This is a genomic window from Mesorhizobium newzealandense (assembly GCF_042682145.1).
GTDB classification, from domain to species: Bacteria; Pseudomonadota; Alphaproteobacteria; order Rhizobiales; family Rhizobiaceae; genus Mesorhizobium; species Mesorhizobium newzealandense.
In genome coordinates, this window is record NZ_JBHUGZ010000012.1 from 140,384 (window position 1) to 162,397 (window position 22,014).

A 22,014-nucleotide genomic window follows, 5' to 3' on the forward strand; every position below is an offset into this window, starting at 1 on the left:
TCAAAGCTTTTCTCGGGTTCGCGGGTCGAGGACCGCATTGATCAGATCCGAGATCGTCGTCGCGACAACAATCAGGACCGTTGTGACAAGCACAACCCCCATGACGATTGGATAATTGCGCATGTTGACAGCCTGCACGATGAGCGCCCCGATCCCCGGCCTGGCGAAAACCACTTCAACAAACACGGCTGCGGAGAGCAGCCATGCGATCCCCGCGCCGAGGATGGTCACAGTCGGCAGGATTGCCAGCGGCAGCGCGTAGCGCGAAATGATGCGCCATTGCGAGATGCCGAAGGAACGCGCCATGCGGATGTGGTTCTCCCCCAGGATCTCAAGCATGGATGCACGCACCAGCCGGGCGATATAGCCAACCCAGCCGATGCCGATGGCCAATCCGGGCAGGACAAGATGGACGAGGCTATCCCAGAATCCATTGCCGACACCGATGGCTGGCAGCCAGCGTAGCGCGACAGCGAAGATCAGCAGCAAGTAGACTGCCATCACAAAAGAAGGAATGCCGATCGTGGCGACCGCCATGACACCTATCACGTGGTCAAGCATGGAATTGCGACGAACGGCAGAGATACAGCCCAAAGGCACTGCGATTGCGACAGCCCACAGGATCGAGCCCAGGATCATTTTGATCGTGTAGGGCAGCTGCTCGAAAACAATGTCGCTGACAGGCCTTTGGCTGAACGCGTCATATCCGAGATCTCCATGCAGCACCCTGCCAAAAAACGTGGCGATCTGCACGACCAAAGGTTTGTCGAGCCCCATCTGCTGATGAAGCTGAGCTATCATCTCCGGAGTTGCCCGGGGGCCGAGCAGAGCCACTGCAGGGTCGCCTGGTACAGCATGGATCATGAGGAACAGAAGCGTCATCGCGATCACAACGACTGTGACCGCGAGGACGACCCGCTGGGAGAGATACAGCCACATCAGACTGGCTTGAACTGCGTATACAACGGGTTGCCATCCGGGCGCATGGCTGGTTCCATTTGCGTCGTGCGATACATGACCGGCGTGGCCCCATGGGTCAGGAACCGGACAGAGCCGGACTGCTCCAAAATGTCCTGCATCTCGCGGTAGAGCTTCGCGCGCTCATCAGGCTCGCTGATGGTGATCGCCTTAGCGCTGAGCTCGTCAAAGCGATCGCTGCGGAAGCGCTGCCAGTTCCAGACGCCGACTTGATCTTTAACAAACCAGCATGTGTCGTAGTAGGGATCCGGCAGACTTGAAAAATCCATGAGGAAAAGCTGCACATCCTTCCAGCGCTCGCCCTCCGATTCCAGACCAAGCGTCCAGAATGTGCTGGAATCGCTCGTGTTTACCTCGACGGAAACGCCAATCTGTGACAGTTGCGCCTGCACCGTTTGGGCAATCGCTGAACTGACGCTGTCGTTTGAACAATCCATGGTGAATCTCAGATCTGAGGCACCAGCTTTTTCCAGGAACTCCTTGGCCTTGGCGAGATCCCCTTCCGGCGGCACAAGCGCCTTGTCGCGATGCCCCACGACACCGGGAGGGATAGTGCCCGTCGCCACTTGCGCCTGGCCGGCATAAGCAGCATCCAAAATCTGCGGCACGTTGATGGCCCATTGGATCGCCTGACGGACATTGATGTCCTTCAGTTTCGGGTGGTCCATATTCATGCCGATCCATGCGTAACGAAGCGACGAATGTTCCTCGACCTTCGTGTTGGCGGGCGGATCGCTCTTGAACGCCCCGAACGAGTCAAGACTGACGGTGGTGAAGTCGACGTCGCCCGCCTGATAAGCTCGTTCCGCTGCCTTGATGTCGGTGATTGGCAGAATGCGGATTTCATCGAAACCAGCCTTCGGTCCCGACCAGTCAGGATTGCGGGTCAGTAGCGCATATTGGTTGGGTTTCCAGTCGGCCAGCACATATGGACCAGAGAACGCGGGCGGTTTCATGCCGAAATCGCCGCCGTCCTTGGTTGCCTTCATGACCGCCTCCTCAGATAGGATTTGGCCTGCGACATACGGCAGTGGAACGAGCCAGACAGGCGCATAGGGTGTTTTGAATACGATCACGCCGGCATGATCATTCTCGATTTCGACATGATCGAGCGGCCCCCAATCGGCTTTGTTGGTTGCGCCTTTTTGATTAATCATCCGCTCGAAGGAAAATTTGACGTCGCTGGCCGTCAACTCGCCGTGACCGCCGCTGAACTTGATGCCTTTCTTCAACTCGAAGCGAATGTGGGTGGGATCCACTTGCTCGATTTTGTCTGCCGCCTCCAGCTCCCATCCCCATTCTGATCCAGGCTTGTAGCGGGTCAGCTTCGAATAGATGCAATTCATCACGTCGACCTCGACGCCTTGACCAGCAAACGCAGGATCGAGTTTGGTGAGGTTGGAAGTCGAGCAGACCTTAAGCACCTTGCCTTCGGCTGCCCAGATGGCCTGCGACAGCGGCATCCCCGACGCAATCAGTCCTCCACCGAGTGTCGCCCCAGATTTGAGTAGAGCGCGACGATTGAGATTACCAATGACAGTATTCATTGTCTGTTCCTCCCTTCATTTTGAGCGGCTCCTCTTGGCCGCTTTCGATGTCACATACCCATAGCAAGCGTCTGGGCCACTCGCGGTCGAAATAATCTCAACTGCCGGGTTCATTTTTTTCCGCGCAGCGCGATCTCACTGGATCCAGATAGCTCTCCCGCCTTAGCCGCCGATAAGCCCATGGTTGGATCAGGGTTTATGGGCTGCCAATGTGCGCTGGCTCATGCTTGGACAGCGAGGGTGGGGTGTGTGGGAATTTGGCGGCTCCGAATCGGCGAAGCGTCCCAAGTTTCGCCGGAGAAGGGCAGTTCTTAGTGGAATTTCATCTAGTCTACCTCCGCTGGGCGCAACGGCTTCCTAGCCGAATGAAAAAAAATAGTGCGGCAGTTGAGATTATTTCGACTCGGGTGATCGGCTTCGGTTCGCTATGTCAGTGGCATTCCGCTGCCAAGCCCGCATGCAATAACCAACCGAGGCTGTCAGCTGGTCTGCTAGATCTGCGACATTAACTTGGCCAGACTCGCGGCCGTACATTCGTGACGCCCCGAACAAGAGTTCGCAGGGCAAGCATAAAACTGAAACGTGGAATTAACCCTGGACGGTGAACAATGAGAGTTGCGATGGGACCGCGACCAATTGCTGTGGTCGAGAATATCTGGATCCCCATGTCCGACGGCACCAAAATTGCCGCGCGCATGTGGTTGCCGGACGACGCCGAGCGTGAGCCGGTTCCGGTCATCATTGAGTATATTCCGTACCGTAAGCGCGACGGAACGCGCTTTCGCGATGAGACCATACATCCGTACGTGGCATCCCATGGATACGCTTGTGTGCGGGCCGACATTCGGGGGTCTGGCGATTCAGAAGGGTTGCCGCAGGACGAATATGTTCAGCAGGAGCAGGACGACGGGATCGAGATCATTGCGTGGCTCGCTAGACAGAGCTGGTGTACCGGCAAGGTCGGAATGTTCGGAAAATCTTGGGGCGGTTTCAACGCGCTGCAGATAGCTGCCCGCCGCCCACCTGAGCTCAAGGCGGTCATCACCGTGTGCTCGATCGACGACCGGTATTCCAAGGAACTGTACACGGGGGGTCTGATCAATGATGCAACGTTTTTCGAGTGGGGCCTTGTTTGGCCTGCTTATTGTGCACGCTCGCCTGATCCCGCGATCGTCGGGGACCGCTGGCGTGACATGTGGATGCAGCGCCTGAATAACCTGGATTACTACACTGCCGATTGGCTTGCCCATCAGCACCGGGATGCATTCTGGAAGCATGGGTCAATCAGTGAAGACTATGGCGCCATTCAATGCCCCGTCTATGCTGTGGGCGGCTGGAAAGATTGCTTGAACCGCGCGATCCCTAGCATGCTCGCCGAGCTCGAATGCCCGCGCAAGGGGTTGATAGGTCCTTGGGGTCACGACTATCCGCATACCGGCAATCCGGGTCCCGCGATAGACTGGCTGGCCGAGTCATTGCGGTGGTGGGACTACTGGCTCAAGGATATCGATACCGGAATCATGGCCGAGCCGATGTACCGGGTATGGATGCAGCAAGAGCCGATGATGCGAGGTGTGCACGAGATCCCCGGGCGATGGGTGGCCGAGGAAAGCTGGCCGTCGCCGCGGATCATGCCGCGCAAGTTCTATCTCACCGAAGAGGGGTTAGGAGGCGACACCGCTACCGAAACGGCACATGTTCTCAAGCCTTTGCAGACCGTCGGAATAACTGCTCCGCGCTGGCATGCTAGAGATATCGACACGGAGGTGCCTGGCGATCAACGAATTGACGATGCCCGCTCACTGACATTCGATTCGGAGCCGATCGAGGAGGATTTCGAGATCCTGGGCCAGCCCGTCGTGACTCTCGATCTGGCGATCGACAAGCCCGTTGCTGCTCTCGCCGTCAGACTTAATGAAATCGAACCAGACGGCCTGTCCAAGCGAGTCACGTATGAGGTACTAAATCTGACTCATATGAACAGTCATGAGTTTCCTGAACCGCTGGACCCCGGGAGCCGCTATCGTATTCGCATTCCGCTCCAGGATTGCGCCCATGTCTTCAAGTCCGGCAGACGTATTCGTATCGCGATCTCCACTACTTATTGGCCAGCTTTCTGGCCATCGCCGGAGCCCGTGACGCTGACCGTTTATGCCGGGCGGTCGGAGCTTGAGCTACCGATCCGGTCAGCACGCGCTGAGGACGCGAAGCTTAGCCCGTTTGGTCCGGCTTTCGTGCCGGAACCCACTTCGGGTCGCACGGTCCTGGAAGAAGCGCCAGCGACGACAAGGACCCACGAATGGGACGTGGCAGCCAACAAACTTACGACGCGTACCGTTCAGGGAAGCGGACGCTACAGGATTGAGGCCACTGGCACAGAATTGTCGACCACAGCCAGCGAAGTCACGGAAATCCACGACGACGATCCGACCAGTGCCAAGGTAGAGTCTCAATACGTCGAGACGATGAAGCGCGGTGACTGGGACGTCAGTGTTCAAAGTCAGCTGCGTTTGACGCTGACTGCTGAGAACTTTTTGTTTATGGGTCAGATCAAGGCCTTTGAGAACGACAAGGAAGTCTTCGCTAAAACTTGGGATCGTTCAATTCCCCGCCGGCTAGTATGAACTTTTTCGAAACCTGGACAGAGGAAGCGTAATTACTCACGCCCTTGTCAGGGGCAAGAATCCCTGAATCTATGTGGATATGGATCGCACTGATTTGCAGCGTCTGACGAAGGAAGAGTTGATCGATCTGGTGCTGCGGATACAGCGGCCAGAGAAGACATCGCGCACGTCGTCCAGGCCACCTTCGAGCGATCGCAAGGCGCGTCGGGACAGGGCAAAGCCTGGCGGCGCCAAGGCGGGTCATAAAGGTCACAGCCGCGCCATGAGTGAGGATGCCGATCGCATCATCGATCATCATCCCGACCAATGCCTTTGCTGCCGCGCCAGCCTGTCGAGCGATCTTGCTGCCGAAACCGTCAGCGAGCACGACAAGATTGAGCTTCCTGCGATCAGGCCTTTGATTGAGCGCCATCGGCGCCTGGCAGTCCGTTGCCCGTCCTGCGGCACGCTGGTCGTCGCGGCTGTGCCAGATGCGGCGAAGGGGACGCCGTTCGGGCCACGCGTGCACGCCGTAGCGACCTATCTCAAGACTTTCCAGGCCCTGTCCTACGAGCGGCTGCAGGGCGCGTTCGCGAACCTTTTTCGGTCTCAACATTAGCCAGGGCGGACTGATGAACATGTTGCGCCGTGCGCAGGGCGCGTTCGCGGCCGAGTGCGACAAGGCCGTCGCGGCGTTGCGCCGGGCCAAGGTCATCGCCTCCGATGAGACCGGCGTGCGGATCGAAGGAAGCAACGCCTACCACTGGGTGTTTCGCTGCGCCGAAGCGGTTGTTCATCAAGCGGCGCCAACGCGCGGCGCTGTCGTGGTCCGGACCCTGATGGACGGCCATCGGCCCGACGTCTGGTGTTCCGATCGCTATGCCGCACAACAAGGTCACGCAAATGCGCATCAGACCTGCCTGGCGCATCTCGCCCGCGACGTCGCCTATGCGGACGAGGCAAGTGAGGACATGCTGCCCTCACGGCTCAAACGTTGGCTGCAAAGGGCCTTCGCCCTAGCCGACGGTATGGAAACCTTCGCCGCCTCGACCATCGCCGGCAAGCGTCGCGCCCTGGAGCGAAGTCTGGACGATATCTTCGCCACCACAACGTCGTGCGATCTGGCCCGCGACATCCAAAACAAGTTCAGGCGAGCTCGTGATCAACTTTTGACCTTTGCCCAATGGCCAGGAATGGTCGACGCGACGAACAACGCCTGCGAACGGGCGCTGAGACCCGCCGTCGTTCAACGGAAGATCACCAACGGCTATCGCGCCATGTGGGCCGCCCAGGGCGAAGCCGACATTCGAACCGTCGTCGACACGGCTCGTCTCGCGCCAGGCACGAACTCCTTCAAAATCATCCTTCAAACCGTCAGCGCCTGAAATCTGCGATGACTGAGCCCGCGACCTTGATCTTCCGAGCCTCTCTTCGGGCACGGCTTTGTCGGGACATCGAGGTGTCGAGTTCGAGCACGCTGGCGGATCTGGCCGAAGCCATCGTAGCGGCATTTGGCTTCGACTTGGACCACGCCTACGGCTTCTATTCAAAGCTGACGGGAAAGCTGTTCGACTCGCCCCTGCGGTTCGAACTCTTCGCCGACATAGAGGGGAGCGGCTCTCGCAGCGTGAAGGGCACGCGCGTCAGCACAGCCTTCCAGAAGGTGGGCTCGGCAATGACCTTCTTGTACGACTACGGTGACGAGTGGCGCTTCCGCGTTGAACTTATTGGAACAGGGCAGGCGCAGCCCGATGCCAATTACCCGAGGATCGTCAGCAAGATCGGCAAGGCTCCCCCGCAGTACCCGGACATCGACCACGAGTGACGACGCACCGTGCCGCATCGAAAGGGTGGGTAATTACGAGGAAGCTCTCGACAAGCGCGACCGTTGTGGCCCGATGCGCTTCCGAAGCCCGTGGTCGGCGGCTGACTCCGAGGTGGCAAAAGCGTATTCCTCATCGACCTCCGACCCGGCCGAAGAAGCTCGGCTGGGCTGGACACCTCAAACTACCGGCATTTCGGAGGCTGGTAACTCGTGATGAGGGTTGAGCACTGTCAGATGCGCGGCGATCGCTTCAGTTTTGGTCGTTGAGATTGATGCTGGGCGCCAATTTCCGGGTCGCGGCGGGACTGCCGGCCATTTTCTTTTGTCATGCGGACGCACTTCGCCGCCAGACGAAGCGCATCAGATTGTAGGCGAGATTGGTCAGGGCGATCTTCGTCCGAGCGCGCGCGATCGCGATGATGTGAACGAAGAGTTTCATCTGTGCCTTCATACGCGCGAAGACGTACTCGACGAAGGCGCGGATCTTGGAGCGCCGACCGTTGGCTCGCGACGTCGCTTCGCTCATCGGTCGGCCCTCGGGCTTCTTGTGGTGGATGTCGGAGACGTAGCCGTTCTTCTCCAGCCATTCCCCAGCTTGTCCCCGCATCCATCTGCTCGCGGCAAATCATCGTCCGAGTCAATCAGAAATGTCCCAAGATCGCCAGGTTCTTTGAGGTGTCCAGCTATAGTCGGCGAGCTTTTCCGAAAAGATCGTCAATCAATGTCTATCATATATGGCTAAAAACAATAACCAACGCACAAACCATAATCAAAGCCGCCTAGTTTCGACCAGCAGCGGTCATTGACCCGCCTGCGCGAGCATAGCGTGCTGTTAACTGCAATAGACGAGAAGTGCTTGAGAGATGGATATTGTCGTATAAATCTTTTCCAACGAAATGAGGTCTTGAGTTCGTTCCGCTCCTCCAGGTTGAGTTTGACCAGCACTACGCTCTCTTTCCAAGGTTGGAATCCGCAAAAAAGTAAAGCGGCTGGTGATTTTGTTTCGGCTGCTTCGTCAGGGATACTCGTCTATAAATCGGCGTCTAAGCTGAATGGAGTCGGCCCATGTCGTTCAGAGGTATTATCCCCCCCGTAACCACGCCCTTTCAAGCCGATGGATCGATAGACCGTGACGGCTTCTGCCTGATGATCGAGCATCTGGTGGCGTCTGGAGTGCACGGCATCATCGTCGGCGGCACGACCGGCGAGTACTATGCCCAATCGCGCGATGAACGTGTTGGCCTACTGAAGCTTGCCAAGACCGTCGTGAAGAGCAAGGTGCCCCTGATCGCGGGCGTTGGCGCCATCCGGACCGAGGACTGCATCGAATATGCGCTGATCGCGAAGGACTTGAAGTATGACGGAATACTGATTGGAGCGCCGTACTACGCTGTCCCGACACAACTCGAACTGGCCAATCATGCGCTGGCGATCGACAAGGCGGCGAACCTGCCGATCATGCTCTATAACTACCCTGGACGCACCGGCACGATGATGGACCTTGAGTTTCTCGACCGGGTCGGCCGAAGCACCAATTTCTGCGCCATCAAGGAATCCAGCGGCAGCATGAACCAGCTGCACGCGCTGGCGCGCGACTATCCGCACATCGACCTGTTCTGCGGCATGGACGATCAGGCGCTGGAATTCCTCGCTTGGGGCGCCAAGGGCTGGGTGTGCGGCGCCGGCAACTGCCTGCCGGCGGAACACATCGCGCTCTACGAAGCGTGCGTCGTCGAGAAGGATTTCACCAAGGGCCGGCAGATCATGTCGGCGCTGCTGCCGTTGATGCGCGTTCTCGAACAGGGCGGCAAGTTCGTCCAGAGCATCAAGTTCGGCTGCGAGCTGGCCGGGTTGCCGGCGGGCCCGGTGCGGCGGCCGATGCGGTCGCTCGACGACGCGCAGAAGCGTGAGCTCGAGACGACGATCCGCACGCTCAAAGCAGTCATCGCTTCCATTACTGCAAAATCCCAGAAGAGGGCTGCCGAAAATGTCATCGCTATTAACGCGTGATGAGTACCAGAACCTGGCGGACAGCCTGCCGCTGCCGACCAACGCGGTGATCGACGGTAAGGCGCGGGCGGCACAATCCGCGGAAACGTTCGAGACCATCAATCCAGCGACGGGGCAGGTCATCGCAAGGATCGCGTCCTGTGGTCAGGCCGACGTCGATTTCGCGGTCGAGAAGGCGCGTCTGGCGTTTGAATCGGGCGCCTGGGCGCGCGCGCATCCGAGCGAGCGCAAGCGGGTGCTGCGGCGCCTCGTCAAGCTGATGGAGCGCGATGCCCATGAGCTTGCGGTGCTTGAGACGCTCGAAAGCGGCAAGCCGATCTACGACGTCGAAACCATAGACATCCCCGAGGCGCTGCATTGCCTGGAATGGCACGCGGAGGCTACCGACAAGCTCTACGGCCAGACATCGCCTTCGGGCGACGACGTCGTGTCGATGATCGTGCGCCAGCCGCTTGGCGTGGTCGCCTGCGTCCTGCCGTGGAATTTCCCGATCCTGATGCTGGCCTGGAAGATCGGCCCGGCGCTTGCTACCGGCAACTCCGTCGTCGTCAAGCCGGCCGAGCAGACCAATATGTCGACCTTGCGGATTGCCGAGCTGGCGCACGAGGCCGGGTTGCCGTCAGGCGTCCTTCAGGTCGTCACCGGTCCGGGCGAGATCACCGGCAAGGCGCTCGGCATGCATCCGGATATCGACATGGTCGCCTTCACGGGCTCGACCGATGTCGGCCGGAAATTCCTGGAATATTCCGCTAGATCCAACCTGAAGCGCATCGTGCTTGAATGTGGCGGTAAGAACCCATGCATCGTGCTGGACGATGCAGAGAATCTCGATGTTGTCGCGCAGCACGTCACCCAAGCAGTATTCTGGAACATGGGCGAGAACTGTTCGGCCAGCTCCCGACTCATCGTCCATGAAAAGATCAAGGACCGCCTGGTCGAAATGGTGCTTCACAAACTCAAGGAATGGCCCTTGGGCGAGCCTCTGGACCCCGGAAACCGCCTGGGCGCCATCGTGTCGAAGGAACAGTTCGACCGCATCATCGGCTACATCAAGAAGGGACGTACTGAAGGCGCCAGGATCGTGACGGGCGGCAACGCGCACAAGCACGGCAAGGGCTATTTCATCGAGCCCACCGTCTTCGACGATGTCACGCCGGAAATGACGATTGCGCGCGAAGAAATCTTCGGCCCGGTGCTGTCCGTCATAAAGGTGGCCAACGCAGACGAGGCAGTCCGCGTCGCCAATGATACGCAATACGGGCTCGCTGCCTCTATCTTCACCGCCAACCTCGGCCAAGCACATCGCATCGCGCGCGACATCCGCGCCGGCACGGTGACCATCAACTGCTACGGCGAAGGGGACATTTCGACCCCGTTCGGCGGTTTCAAGCTGTCGGGCTTCGGCGGACGGGACAAGTCACTTCACGCCCACGATCAGTATACGGAACTCAAGACCATCTGGGCGGACATTTCCGATCCCAGAGCGTCGCGCGCGGTGGACTGAGCCGGAAAGCCATGAGCGTGCATAGGGCCGTAAGGACGCCCGCCGACATCAACATGCCCGGCTGGTATGGAATTCTACCGCCTCCCAAGGCGCATGAGGCGCTGCGCGGCCACTACGAGGCCGACTGGGTCATTGTCGGGGGCGGCTTCGCCGGCCTCGCGGCCGCGCGGCGCCTATCACAATTGGTTCCAAACGACCGTATCGCTGTCGTCGACGCCCAGCGCATCGGCTGGGGTGCAGCGGGTCGAAATTCGGGCTTCATGATAGACCTGCCCCATGAGCTAGGTAGCGAAAACTATGGCGGCGGTGCCGAGCACGATCTAAAGCAAATACGCATGAACCGAGCTGCGATCGAATTTTCCGGATCTGCGGCCGAGGAGTATGGGTTGCAGCGGTTTTTCGTGCGTGCGGGCAAATTTCATGGCGCCGCAACCGATCACGGCCTTGCTGTCCTGCGCGAGTTCGAAAACCACCTGTCCGGCCTGACAGAGCCATTCGAGCGGCTGGATGGGCCGCAAATGAAGAAAATCACCGGAACGGAATTCTTCGTTGGCGGCACCTTCACGCCAGGGACAGTGATGGCGCAGCCAGCCGGCTTCATCGGGGGCCTGGCTGAAGGTTTGTCGAGCCGCGTGCAAATATTCGAGAATTCTCCGGTCACAACTGTGCAGACTGGCCGATTGCATACGGTGAAAACCGCCCAGGGAGAGATATCCGCGCCACGGCTGATCCTCACTGTTAATGGCCAACTTGAAAGCTTTGGTTTCTTCAAAAAGCGCCTGCTGCACGTCTTCACCTACGCCAGCATGACGAGGTCACTCTCCAGGACCGAACAGGCTACCCTGGGTGGCGAACCACATTGGGGCTTGATTCCGGCTGATCCGATGGGGTCGACCATCCGTCGCGTCGGGGATCGTATCGTCGTCCGCAACACCTTCACTTACAACCCGGGCATGTCCACCAGTGAAAAGCAGATCAACCAGATCGGGCAGGCGCACGATCGATCGTTCCGGGCTCGCTTCCCGATGCTGGGCGAAATATCGATGGAGTTTCGATGGGGAGGCCACTTATGCCTGTCACTAAACTCGGCGCCGGCATTCGGTGAAATCGACGACCGGGTCTATGTGGCTGGCTGCTGCAACGGGCTAGGTACGGTCAAGGGCACGCTCTACGGAATGCTGGTCGCCGACTTGGCAGTCGGCACAGGGGAGCCAATGGTTGCCGATGCTCTCAAAGAACCGTCGCCAAATCGGCTCTACCCAGAGCCTTTAGTGGCGATTGGTGCGCCACTGAAGCTCTGGGCTATGCAAAAGCGCGCTGGGCGCGAACTCTAGCAATCACGTCGCCCGCTCTTCGGCCGCGACCTCTCTCAACCACTTCCGAAAAAGCTCAGCAGCAGGCGAGAGCGTTCGATTGTCATTCCAGCTAAGGTGATATCCTCCAGGAGCAGGCATTTCGAGATCGGTGATCTTTACAAGCTTGCCTTCTTCGATGAGGGGCCGAACGAGGCGATGCCAACCCACCGCGACACCCTGATCGGCCTGGGCAGCCTGCAAGGTCACAAAGAACTTGCCGAATCTACGGCCACGCGGAGCTCCGTGCGGGATTCCAGCGCGACGCAGAACTTCGTCCCAGTCAGCCCATTCAGGATCAACCCAGTTGACGTGAAGAAGTGGAAGTTCCGGCAGTGACTGGGCCGTAGCATCCCGATGCACTTGGGCGAAGCCAGGGCTGCAGACAGGATAGATGATATCATCAAAAAGCGATTCGGCGGTTTCGTCTGGCCAGGAACCAAACCCGTAGCGGATGCGCAACTCTACTTCAGCGCGCCGGTAGTCTCGCGAATTGTCAGAAATCAGATGATCCACCGCAATTTCAGGGTGGCGATTCCAGAAGCGAGGCATGCGCGGTATCAGCCACATAGTTGCAAATGCGTCTGAGCACGCGACGGTCACATTTTTAGTTCGATCGCCTCGCTTGACGGTTCTGACGACTTCCGAGGCTTTGGAAAAGCCACTTGCCAGCACAGCATACAGATCATCGCCAGCGCTGGTCAGCATGACGCCGGTTCCGAGCCGTACGAATAAAGGGACGCCGATCTCTTCCTCGATGGCTTTGATCTGCCGACTGACAGCGCCTGGCGTGACGTTGAGCTCGGAAGCCGCAAGCTTAAAAGACAGGTGCCTCGCAGACGCCTCGAAGACCGCGAGCGCAGTTAAGGACGGGAGATCATAGTAGCGACGAACCATCTGGCAACCACCTGACCGCGTGAACCCGAGCAGCACTTTAATCAACACCGGGGTGAGACTTTTGCATTAGGTCAATTCCCCGGGATTAGGCAATAGTCGCAAATGAGGCGCTATCGGCGTGCGCCGCTTTTCTTATTGTTCTGGAGGCTAGGATGACTGCTGACGCTAGAGTCGCGCGAAGAGGCGGACGGGAAGCTCGGCGTACAATCCGGACCGCTCCCAAATTCGACATGCTTCCCACGCTCAAGCGCGGTCTACCGGTGGTGGAGCCTATGGATGCCGAGCAGGTTGAGCGCATTCACGAAGCCTCGCTTGCGATCCTGGAAGAGGTCGGCGTGGTGTTTCGCGATCCGATCGCGATTGAGGACTGGAAGAGGGCCGGCGCCGACGTCCGAGCGGGTGACCGGGTCCACCTCGATCGTGGCCTGGTCATGGAACTCATCAAGACGATTCCTCCCGAGATCGAATATGTCGCGCGCGACCCGGCGAAGAACGTCGAGCTAGGTGGCGGCAAGTCGATCTTCGTGCCGATGACCGGCGCACCTTACATGCGCGACCTGGATGATGTCAGGCGAGGGCCGACTATCGCGGACCTCGGCACCTTCCATAAGCTCGCTCATATGATGCCTGCGCTGCATTCATCAGCGCATCACATCGTAGAGCCGATGGACATTGTGGTCGCACACCGCCATCTACACATCACTTATTCGTCGATGAAGCATTCCGATAAGATATTCATGGGCATGACGACGTCGCCGAAGAACGCCGAAGACGTCCTTGACATGTGCGAGGTCCTTTTTGGCGAAGGGTTTCTTGAAACGCATGCGGTGACGACTGGTAATTGCAACGGCAACTCACCGCTGGTCTGGGATCAAGTGATGCTCGGCGCCATGCGGGCCTTCTGCCGGCGCAACCAACCGGTGCTGTGCTCGCCGTTCGTCCTCGGCGGGGCGAATACTCCTGCATCAACAGCCGCGGCCGTCGCGCAGCTCAATGCCGAGGCTCTTTCCGCCCTCGCTTATACCCAGGTGATCCGAAAGGGCTGCCCCGCGATCTATGGACATTATCTGTCGACCGTGTCGATGCAGTCGGGAGCGCCGATGGCGGGAACGCCGGAGATTTCGCTCATGAATTTCATGATCGGCCAGATGGCGCGTCGATACAACGTTCCTTGGCGTACTTCGAACCTGCTCGGCGGCGCAAAGGTCTTCGACGCGCAGTCAGGATACGAAAGCGCGATGACGATGATGGCCGTGCTGATGTCGGGCGCAAACTACATCTGGCATTCGGCAGGCTGGAACGAGGCCGGCATGCATTGCTCGATCGCCAAATTTGTTGTCGATGCCGAGGTCTGCGATATGGGCTACCGCATGACCAAGGGTATTCAGTGGGACGATTTCGATGAAGCCTTGGCTGCCATTCGTGACGTCGGGCCGGGGGGGCATTACCTCGGACACCCGCATACGCAGGCGAACTTCGAACGTGCATTCTTCATCCCGAAGCTGTTTGACAATAATTCAATCGAGCAGTGGAAGGTCGACGGCTCAAAAGATATCAAGGAACGAGCACTTGACCATGCTCGTCATCTATTGAGTGAGTATCAGGAGCCCAAACTGGATCAGGCAAAGGACGAGGAATTGCGGGCCTATATTGATCGCCGCTCACGGGAGATCCCTGCGGTGGATGCTCTGAACGACGAATTTTGAGACCATCTATGCGAATAGAAGTTATCAACGTCTACAAATGTCTATTGCCGGTCAAGGGTGGTAGCGGCTACCGGATGGCCAGCGATAACGTGCAGTTGCTTGACAGTACGCTCCTTGAGGTCGTTACCGATGAGGGCCTCAAAGGCTGGGGCGAGACCTGCCCTGTAGGCCCGATCTATCAGCCGCATCACGCGCTTGGCGCCCGCGCCGCGATTGCCGAAATCGCACCTGGTCTGATTGGCCAAGAGGTGTCCTCGATGCGGCGTATCGCTAAGGTAGTGGACGACCGGCTGAACCGGCATGGCTACGCCAAAGCAGCCTTCGACATAGCTTTCCTGGATGTGCTTGGTCAGAGCCTAGGAGTGCCGATATCGTCTCTGCTCGGCGGCGCCCTCACCGACCGGGTACCCTCTTACTATTCCACAATCGTCGGGACACCTGAGGAAACCGCCCGCATTGCTGCCGACAAGGTCAAAGCAGGATATCCTCGACTGCAGATCAAGATTGGCGGTCGCGATCTCGAACAGGATGTCGCGACGGTTCACAAGGTTTGGGAAGCCGTCGGCTATAAAGCCAGAATTGCGGTTGACGGCAACCGCGGCCTTACCGTTGCGACCGCGATGCATCTTGATCGACTTTGCGAGTCGATCCCGTTCGCATTCGAACAGCCTTGCAATACGATGGACGAGATCGCGACCCTCAAGGGCAGGCTAACGCATCCCGTTTACCTCGATGAGAACACGGAAGACTTGAACGCGGTCCTCCGCGCGATTTCCTTGAACATTGCTGATGGTTTTGGATTCAAAGTGACGCGCTTGGGCGGTCTCAGCAAGATGACCACTGTGCGAGACATGTGCGCGATCAGGTCCCTGCCCCATACCTGCGACGACGCGTGGGGTGGCGACATTATCGCGGCGGCATGTGTCCATCTCGCCTCCACGGTCGAGCCGAGGCGGTTCGAAGGCGCATGGATAGCACAGGAGTATATTGAGGGACATTATGACCCTGTGAACCCGATAGTGATAAGGGACGGCCATATCGAGGTGCCCCAGCGGCCCGGGCTCGGAGTCAAACCCGACCCAGAAACGTTAGGTGCTGCGGTCGCCACATACAGTCGCTGATGAACGCCCCGGCTACCATCCACGCAGTGAAGCCCATCGAGCGGCCGTATGGCCTGTCGCTTGATCAGTCGCTGCACATTGGCGTTCTGGTATTGCCGGGGTTTTCGCACCTGTCGTTCCATGCCTATATCGAGCCGTTGCGCATCGCAAACATGCTGTCGAAGGCACGTCTATTCACCTGGCAAGTCGTAGGAGTCTACAAGAAGCCCGTATACGGAGCGAACGGCATCTCAATTTCAGTAGACGTCACCGCAGAAGAAATTAGCGGGATCAAGGCGCATTTCAATCAGCTGGTGATCATCGCGGGCGAGCAAGTTGAGCAGCAGTCCACGCCTCAATTGCAGACCTTCCTACGACGTGTGGCAAGGCGAGGCATTCCCATATCGGCTTTAGGAACGGCCACGTGGCTGCTAGCCGAAACTGGTCTACTGGCCGACACTCCTTGTACGATCCATTGGTCGAGACTTGCTGCTTTTTCCGAGGTGTTTCGTAAGCCGCGCATAAGAGAAACACTTTTTGTCAAGGATGGGCAGTATTCCACATGCGCCGGCGAGCTCGCAGCTTTCGACTTGGCAGTGGACCTCATCGCAAGCCGCGCCGGCGCGACCGTCGCGCAAGAAGTTTGCCGACATGCCATTGTCGACGGGCAACGCGCCGGTGCAAATCGCCAGACTGCCCCGGCGGGGATTTCTTACGCAAACGTCAGCGAAAAGCTGGTTTCTGCAGTGCAGACCATGGAAGCAAATCTTGACGACACGCTGTCGATGAATGCGATAGCCAAGCATGCGGGTATTTCAAGGCGACAACTCGAACGGCTGTTCGTCACCCACGTCGGCACCACGCCAGCTAAACACTACCTGAAAATTAGAGTAGATCAGGCCAAGCGGCTGATTCAGGGTACGAGAATGCCGTTGGTCGAGATCGCCATTGCGTGTGGTTTCGTTTCTTCGTCGCATTTCTCGAAATGTTTCAAGGCCATCCATGGAAAAACTCCGCAGCAATGCCGCTCGGAGGTACCGGCGTGGGTTGGCCCCGGCTTGGGCGGCACCGGGCTTGCCAGGATCCTGCAGCCCGCGCATGAAAACGGAACGGCGGTTGCACGACAGCCGTATTGAACACCTGGCCCGCCAACTAGGCTAGTTTCCGTCCATAAACGTGCGTATTTCAGTGCGTTTACAATGAGTTGCGCGCGATTGAAAGCGCGTTTACGGGCGCGAACGGGTCGAAGAGTGTTGTTTGTCGCCAAAATAGTGTCACCGGCGCGTGCGGTGGCGGCCGGCATGGGTCGGCGCGGGGCAACCTGCGATCCCGGGGGCAGTTCAGGTCGGCTTGAGGCGGGTGAAGATGACGAGGTTGTAGGCCACGACCGAGGACCAGACGTAGGTCTTGAAGTGATCGAGGCCGCGCCAGGTGCAACACGCCAAACCGTAGGCGCGCTTGAGGCATGAGATGCCGGCCTCGATGCCGGCGCGGAAGTTGCGCAGCTTGCGATAGACCCACTTGCTTCTGACCATGTCTTCGATCCTGAGGCCAGCTTTCTTGTGGAAGGCCATGTCGGAAACGCCCCACGCTTTCGCTGTGGCCAAGTTGGCGCGAGTGGCGAAGCCTCCATCGGCGGCCGCCTGCCGCGGTGCCTGACCATAAAAGGCGATATGGCGCCTCAGCATCGGCAGCAAGCGGTCGCTGTCGGCCGGGTTGCCTGCTTCGATCATCAGATCGAGGATCATGCCGCTCCTGCCGGTGGTGAGGTTGAGCTTGTGGCCGTATTCGGTATCGCGGCTGCCTTTGACGATGATATCGGCATGCTCTTCGAACAGGCTGACCAACTTCTCGCCGGCGGGCACCGGCTCGCCGGCCAACACCCGCCGTTCGCTCTGTCGGATGATGCGTTCCACCAGCGGCCGATAATGGCGAACCTGGGCCTGCCACAGGGCTATGGACGGTGTGCTCGCCACGGCCAAACGCTCGCTCGCCTGCTCCAGATAGGGCCAGGGTCGCACGGGTGATTGCGATCAGCTCGCGGTAGAGTTGGACCCGGTTGGGTCGACCGCGCGTGAACTGGATTTTGCGAGCCCGGTTCTTGGCTGCGCGGCAGTGATCGCGCCATGCCATACCGGTGCCGCCAATCAAGACATCAGCTCGATTCAGAAGGCGCACCATGACCCGCACGGCATCCCAAAGCAGGCTGCTGTCACTCGGTTCGTGCATGAGTGCCGAGGTCACGGTGCTGTCCAACCGCACCACCGCGCCGTCTTCGAGCTTCGCCTGTCGAGCGCTCGACAGCAGTACCCGATTGATCTCTTCCCAGGTCTCGGGCCGGATCGCGCTGATCGTCTTTTGCAGCACCGACTTCTGTGGGCTCCATGACCATGGCAGGCGGGCAAAGGCGCGAAACGAGGCGGAGTCCTCAAGATGGAACGCCAACTCCTGATAACTCAGCTGCCGGCATTGCTTGAGCAACGCGCAACGCAGCACCGCTTCGGCGGGCAGGCCCTGCCGTCCGGTGGCCTTGACGCCGAGGCGAACCAAGTCTCGGGCCACCAAGCCAAGCAGATCGCAATGCTCATCCAGCCATTGCGACATCGCCTTCAGCTCGTGGCCGATCTCGTGTGTGGCGAAAACATCGAATATGCTCGCTTGGACGGTGCGTTCTTGGCGCATTGTCGGCTCCGGCGGTGGCAGGACTTTGGAATCAGTGGCATGATCCAAGATACCTGAAACCGCCGGGCCTTGCTCGCGCAAAGCTACGATTCACTCAATAGAATCAATCGCTTGCTGTTTATGGACGGAAACTAGCTAGCACCTGGCGTCGACGCGGGGCAATTCCTGAGAATTTTGTGGGATATGCTACATCGCGAACGTGTAGGCTATTTGAAGATCGTCCGAGACCACCTCGCGGAGGCAATATCAATGTCGGCCCCCCGGCGGGGAGATACTATTAAGCGCTGCAATAGCGCTGGGTTCGTGAGCTCGATGACGCCTCCGCTAGGGACTGGGCCAGTTGGGTCGCTCATAACCACCTTCGGATATTCCAGGAAATCGTAAAGCTCGATGAGGCAGAGCGCATCGACGAAACGTCATGCGCACTGGGACGGGAATCTGCTGACCGCAGCTGAACTGAAGCGAATTCGCCGAAAGGTGCGAGCGCCACTCGCTCGATGAGGGTTACCAAACCTGTCGCTGGGGGTTACCAATGTGCGTGTTGGGTGGCCTTAGGTTCCCAATCTTGGCCGTAATAAGCTCAATCAAAACATCTCCTTAAGGCCAGTCGGGAATTGATTGTCGTTGAGGCACATTGGTAACCTGTTGTCCGAAAGGCATTGGTAACCTCTTCGGCACGAAAGCAGCGGGAAGTCATCCACTTAGCAGTCCAGGCAACGACAGATAATCCTGGACTCTAGCCTCTACCGACGACAGATAATTCCGGACGCCATACCAGACTGCCATTATGCGACTTTCGAGGCACAAACCATGAACACTGCGGCGGCGTGGTATTAATTTCCAATCGCCACTTAGTACGCTTGCATGTTCCGAAATGACCGCATTGGAGTGTAGGCGATCGTCCAACAACCGCGGGATCAAGACATTCGCTTGGCGACCCTTTCAGCACGAGCTACTGATTGGCATCGAAGCGCATTGGAATTTGGGGGATCAAAATGGAATGGGAAAAGCTGCTGTGCAGCGAACGACTTGGCGACAAGCACTACGAGCCCAAGCCGAACCGCTCGATCTTCGTTCAGGATCATGACCGGATCGTATTCTCGGCGCCATTTCGGCGACTAGCCAACAAGACCCAAGTGCAGCCTCTCTACGAGCACGATCATGTCCATCACCGTTTGATCCATTCCGTTGAGGTCAGCAGCGTCGGACGATCGTTGGCAATGCGAATCGGTAACTGGCTCGAGGAGACGCATCGGATCGCCGACGGCGAGTCGAACAGCTTGGCGAACATCGTTCAGGCGGCATGCGTCGCCCACGATATCGGCAACCCTCCTTTCGGTCACTCAGGCGAAGCGGCGATGGGCGACTGGTTCGCGGAGAAATTCGACGACGCCAAAGGGGTCATGGCAGAGCTCGAGGAGCGGCACCGCTTGGAGTTCATAGAGTTCGAAGGAAACGCGCAAGGATTTCGGATAGTTACTCGTCTCGAGATGTACCGCAACGAGGGCGGCATGCGACTATCTAAGGCGACATTGGGCGCGTTCACGAAATACCCTGTCACTTCTGCCGACCGCGAAAGCATCGTCGGCAAAGGAACTGCACCATATGTCGGCGTCAAGAAGTTTGGCGTCTTCCGCTCCGAGATCGAGCTGTTTAAGGAGGCGGCTGATTCACTGGGGCTGCCCCAGGAAGTGGACCAGGCCGGGAATTGGTGGCGGCGCCATCCCTTGGTCTTCATCGTCGAGGCCGCAGACGACATCTGCTACAACATCGTAGATCTTGAGGATGCCTTCACGACCGGGGAGCTCCCGTTCGACACGGTCAGGGACCTGCTACACGAGGCTGCCAACAACCCTAACCGCGACGTGAGCGGCCTCAACCAGGCCGAGCACATCGCATTGCTGCGAGCTTTGAGCATCAATGTCGCAGTCGAGAGCTGTGTCGCGGCCTTCAAGGCCAACTATGACGCCATCATGACCGGGACGTTCTCTGCTTCCCTGACCGATGCTGGCCCCATGGCTCCCACCTTCGCTAAGATGAATGCCCTTTCTCGGGACCAGGTCTTCACCGCCCGGAGAAAAACCGAGCTGGAAGTGTCTGGTCGGCGCGTGATTGGCAACGTGATGTCAGGTGTGCTTCCCGTATTCGAGGATCTTGCTAAGGCTAAGTGGGATCAGGAAAAGCTCTCAGGGCACAACCGGCAGCTCGTCAGGGCCCTTGATCTAGATTTACGGAGTGTAGCCGATGCCGAGCAAGCGCTACACGCTCTTGCAGACTTCACGTCGGGCATGACCGATCGATATGCTGTGCGGGTCGCCAGGATGCTCACCGGCATCTAGATGACAAAGCGCCCGCGTCGTATGTGCAAAGCGACGAATATGCGCACGGCGTCCGCATCAATCGATCATAGGGCGTGGGCTGAAGCTCGGTTGTAGGCACCAAAATGGCAGAGCGGATGCGCCCCTGGCTTGGCGACTAAAGACCCAATAAAGCTAGCGCTTCTCGGCTGATTGGTCGGATACACGACGTCGAATTTGGCACATTTGCCGGCATCCACTCAAGGCAGCGCGTCGAACTTGCGCTGATGTCCCTTCACCATCTCGCGCAACCGCGCAGGCTGGAGCACTTCCACCGACTTTCCCCAAGAGTAGAGGTGCCAGCACATCTCGAGGTGGCCGGACGCCTTGAAGCGCACAAGCAGCGATCCGTCCGACTCTTCCTCAATGGTCTGTGTTGGATGGAACACAAACCGACGAGCGTGCGGCGCGGCGTCCGGCGAGAAGCGCCATACGACGTCGCCGTGCTCGGCTGCGCTCTCATATGACCCGAAGCCCTTGTCGGCGTGCGCGCGGATGTTGAAGTCAGGATCAAGATCGAAGCTCTCGTCGAGTACCTCGGCCGAGTAGATCTCCTCGACCCGGTAATGCTGCAGCGGTGCGTCGGTCTTCTTCGCCGTGTCCCGCGCGACCAGGTAGCGCCGCACGCCGAGAAGAAAGCCCCCTTTCAGCCTAAAGAACCACCTCGCCTGTTCGAACGATCTGGACAATCCGGACTATCCGGACTATATGTGTGTCACAGAAATGGAGGCCGCCATGGTCGCAACAGTTCGAAAATCTGGAACAGGCGTGCACGTTAATGTGAGCAGCGCGGCCGTCGCCGACATTCTTGAAGTGTTGGCACGGCACAACCCAGGAATCTCCCGATCGGCGCTAAAGGGCAAGAGCAAAATGGTAGCTGCGGTCACTGCGGCAGCTGTCCGGCTTTCGGAGGAGAACCAGCGCCAGATTCTGGTCCATGAAAAGGATCTTGCCCAGGCAATGGAGACGGTGGTCGCGGATCTCGCTGGTCGAGGCGACAGCAGGCTGATCAAGCTCGACGTTGAAAGGCCCATTGAGGTCAGTCACGGCGCGGGACTCGGCAACGTAGTAGATCTCGAGGAAGGTCGGCGAAGGGTCACGGAATATGCAACAGCGGTTCGCCTCGAAGACTGGGCAGGGCCGATTGCAGGGCCGAGTGATATTGAGAAGGCCTTTGGAACAAGAAGATCCACGCTCCATGATTGGCAAAAACGGGGTGCCGTCATCGGCTTGCTGAAGGGTGAACGAAAGCATGTCTTTCCCTTGGCACAGTTTGTGGACGGCCGGCCGGTCAAGGGGATGTCTGAAGTCACCAGCATCATCCGTAATTCTCGCGCGGCCTGGCAATGGCTGATCCAGCCGAAGCCTAGCATCGGGGGCGCTCCCCTCGACCTTCTCAAGGCTGGGCAGGTGAATGAGGTTCTTGCGGCCGCCGAGCGTGACTTCAGCTGAT

General features: G+C 58.6%; 15 protein-coding genes and 2 pseudogenes. 11 read left to right on the forward strand and 6 right to left on the reverse strand.

What is annotated here, in order from left to right:
* Together ACFSOZ_RS17140 and ACFSOZ_RS17145 are read right to left on the reverse strand one after the other, a co-directional pair.
* Complete coding sequence (locus ACFSOZ_RS17140) at positions 1-939, reverse strand: ABC transporter permease (protein ID WP_379100132.1); 939 nt, start codon at positions 937-939, stop codon at positions 1-3.
* A complete protein-coding gene (locus tag ACFSOZ_RS17145) occupies positions 939-2,525 on the reverse strand; it encodes an ABC transporter substrate-binding protein (RefSeq protein WP_379100134.1) in 1,587 nt (528 codons plus the stop codon). The genes ACFSOZ_RS17140 and ACFSOZ_RS17145 overlap by 1 nt, the downstream gene beginning before the upstream one ends.
* 665 nt (positions 2,526-3,190) lie before the next feature.
* Between ACFSOZ_RS17145 and ACFSOZ_RS17150 the strand changes: the two genes are divergently transcribed.
* The 3 genes and pseudogenes from ACFSOZ_RS17150 (at position 3,191) to ACFSOZ_RS17160 (ending at position 6,953) form a co-directional block, all read left to right on the forward strand.
* Complete coding sequence (locus tag ACFSOZ_RS17150) at positions 3,191-5,149, forward strand: CocE/NonD family hydrolase (protein ID WP_379100136.1); 1,959 nt, start codon at positions 3,191-3,193, stop codon at positions 5,147-5,149.
* Positions 5,150-5,228: 79 nt separating this feature from the next.
* A pseudogene (tnpC, locus tag ACFSOZ_RS17155) lies at positions 5,229-6,513 on the forward strand (IS66 family transposase).
* Positions 6,514-6,521: 8 nt separating this feature from the next.
* Positions 6,522-6,953 (forward strand): IS1096 element passenger TnpR family protein, encoded by a 432-nt coding sequence (locus ACFSOZ_RS17160; RefSeq protein WP_379100071.1) that lies wholly within the window; start codon positions 6,522-6,524, stop codon positions 6,951-6,953.
* 325 nt (positions 6,954-7,278) lie between these two features.
* Here ACFSOZ_RS17160 and ACFSOZ_RS17165 read toward each other — a convergent pair whose 3' ends face one another.
* A complete protein-coding gene (locus ACFSOZ_RS17165) occupies positions 7,279-7,560 on the reverse strand; it encodes a hypothetical protein (protein WP_379100138.1) in 282 nt (93 codons plus the stop codon).
* Between the two features lie 458 nt (positions 7,561-8,018).
* Here ACFSOZ_RS17165 and ACFSOZ_RS17170 point away from each other — a divergent pair, with 458 nt between their 5' ends.
* Genes ACFSOZ_RS17170 through ACFSOZ_RS17180 form a run of 3 tightly spaced genes read left to right on the forward strand, consistent with a single transcriptional unit; the run spans position 8,019 to position 11,801 of the window.
* A complete protein-coding gene (locus ACFSOZ_RS17170; protein WP_379100140.1) occupies positions 8,019-8,963 on the forward strand; it encodes a dihydrodipicolinate synthase family protein in 945 nt (314 codons plus the stop codon).
* Positions 8,941-10,467 (forward strand): aldehyde dehydrogenase, encoded by a 1,527-nt coding sequence (locus ACFSOZ_RS17175; protein ID WP_379100142.1) that lies wholly within the window; start codon positions 8,941-8,943, stop codon positions 10,465-10,467. Before ACFSOZ_RS17170 ends, ACFSOZ_RS17175 begins: the two co-directional genes overlap by 23 nt.
* 11 nt (positions 10,468-10,478) lie before the next feature.
* Complete coding sequence (locus ACFSOZ_RS17180; protein ID WP_379100144.1) at positions 10,479-11,801, forward strand: NAD(P)/FAD-dependent oxidoreductase; 1,323 nt, start codon at positions 10,479-10,481, stop codon at positions 11,799-11,801.
* 3 nt (positions 11,802-11,804) lie between these two features.
* Here the strand turns inward: ACFSOZ_RS17180 and ACFSOZ_RS17185 are convergent, their stop codons facing one another.
* Positions 11,805-12,716 (reverse strand): LysR substrate-binding domain-containing protein, encoded by a 912-nt coding sequence (locus ACFSOZ_RS17185; RefSeq protein ID WP_379100146.1) that lies wholly within the window; start codon positions 12,714-12,716, stop codon positions 11,805-11,807.
* Positions 12,717-12,868: 152 nt separating this feature from the next.
* Between ACFSOZ_RS17185 and ACFSOZ_RS17190 the strand changes: the two genes are divergently transcribed.
* The 3 genes from ACFSOZ_RS17190 to ACFSOZ_RS17200 are packed head-to-tail and all read left to right on the forward strand — an operon-like array spanning position 12,869 to position 16,658.
* Positions 12,869-14,422 (forward strand): trimethylamine methyltransferase family protein, encoded by a 1,554-nt coding sequence (locus ACFSOZ_RS17190; RefSeq protein WP_379100148.1) that lies wholly within the window; start codon positions 12,869-12,871, stop codon positions 14,420-14,422.
* Between the two features lie 8 nt (positions 14,423-14,430).
* Positions 14,431-15,543 carry a mandelate racemase/muconate lactonizing enzyme family protein gene (locus tag ACFSOZ_RS17195; protein ID WP_379100149.1) on the forward strand — a complete coding sequence of 371 codons (1,113 nt, stop codon included), beginning with the start codon at positions 14,431-14,433 and terminating at the stop codon, positions 15,541-15,543.
* A 26-nt stretch (positions 15,544-15,569) separates the two neighbouring features.
* Positions 15,570-16,658, forward strand: coding sequence for a GlxA family transcriptional regulator (locus ACFSOZ_RS17200; protein ID WP_379100151.1), 1,089 nt, complete (start codon positions 15,570-15,572; stop codon positions 16,656-16,658).
* Positions 16,659-16,862: 204 nt separating this feature from the next.
* Here the strand turns inward: ACFSOZ_RS17200 and ACFSOZ_RS17205 are convergent.
* Positions 16,863-18,204, reverse strand: a pseudogene (locus ACFSOZ_RS17205) (ISNCY family transposase).
* A gap of 995 nt (positions 18,205-19,199) precedes the next feature.
* Here ACFSOZ_RS17205 and dgt point away from each other — a divergent pair.
* Entirely contained in the window at positions 19,200-20,543 is a 1,344-nt protein-coding gene (dgt, locus tag ACFSOZ_RS17210) for a dGTP triphosphohydrolase (protein ID WP_379100153.1), read from the forward strand.
* Between the two features lie 218 nt (positions 20,544-20,761).
* On the opposite strand, the gene ACFSOZ_RS17215 is transcribed toward dgt, so the two are convergent.
* Entirely contained in the window at positions 20,762-21,250 is a 489-nt protein-coding gene (locus ACFSOZ_RS17215; RefSeq protein WP_379100155.1) for a helix-turn-helix transcriptional regulator, read from the reverse strand.
* A gap of 46 nt (positions 21,251-21,296) precedes the next feature.
* Between ACFSOZ_RS17215 and ACFSOZ_RS17220 the strand changes: the two genes are divergently transcribed.
* Entirely contained in the window at positions 21,297-22,013 is a 717-nt protein-coding gene (locus ACFSOZ_RS17220) for an antitoxin Xre/MbcA/ParS-like domain-containing protein (protein WP_379100157.1), read from the forward strand.
* The last annotated feature ends 1 nt before the right edge of the window (position 22,014 follow it).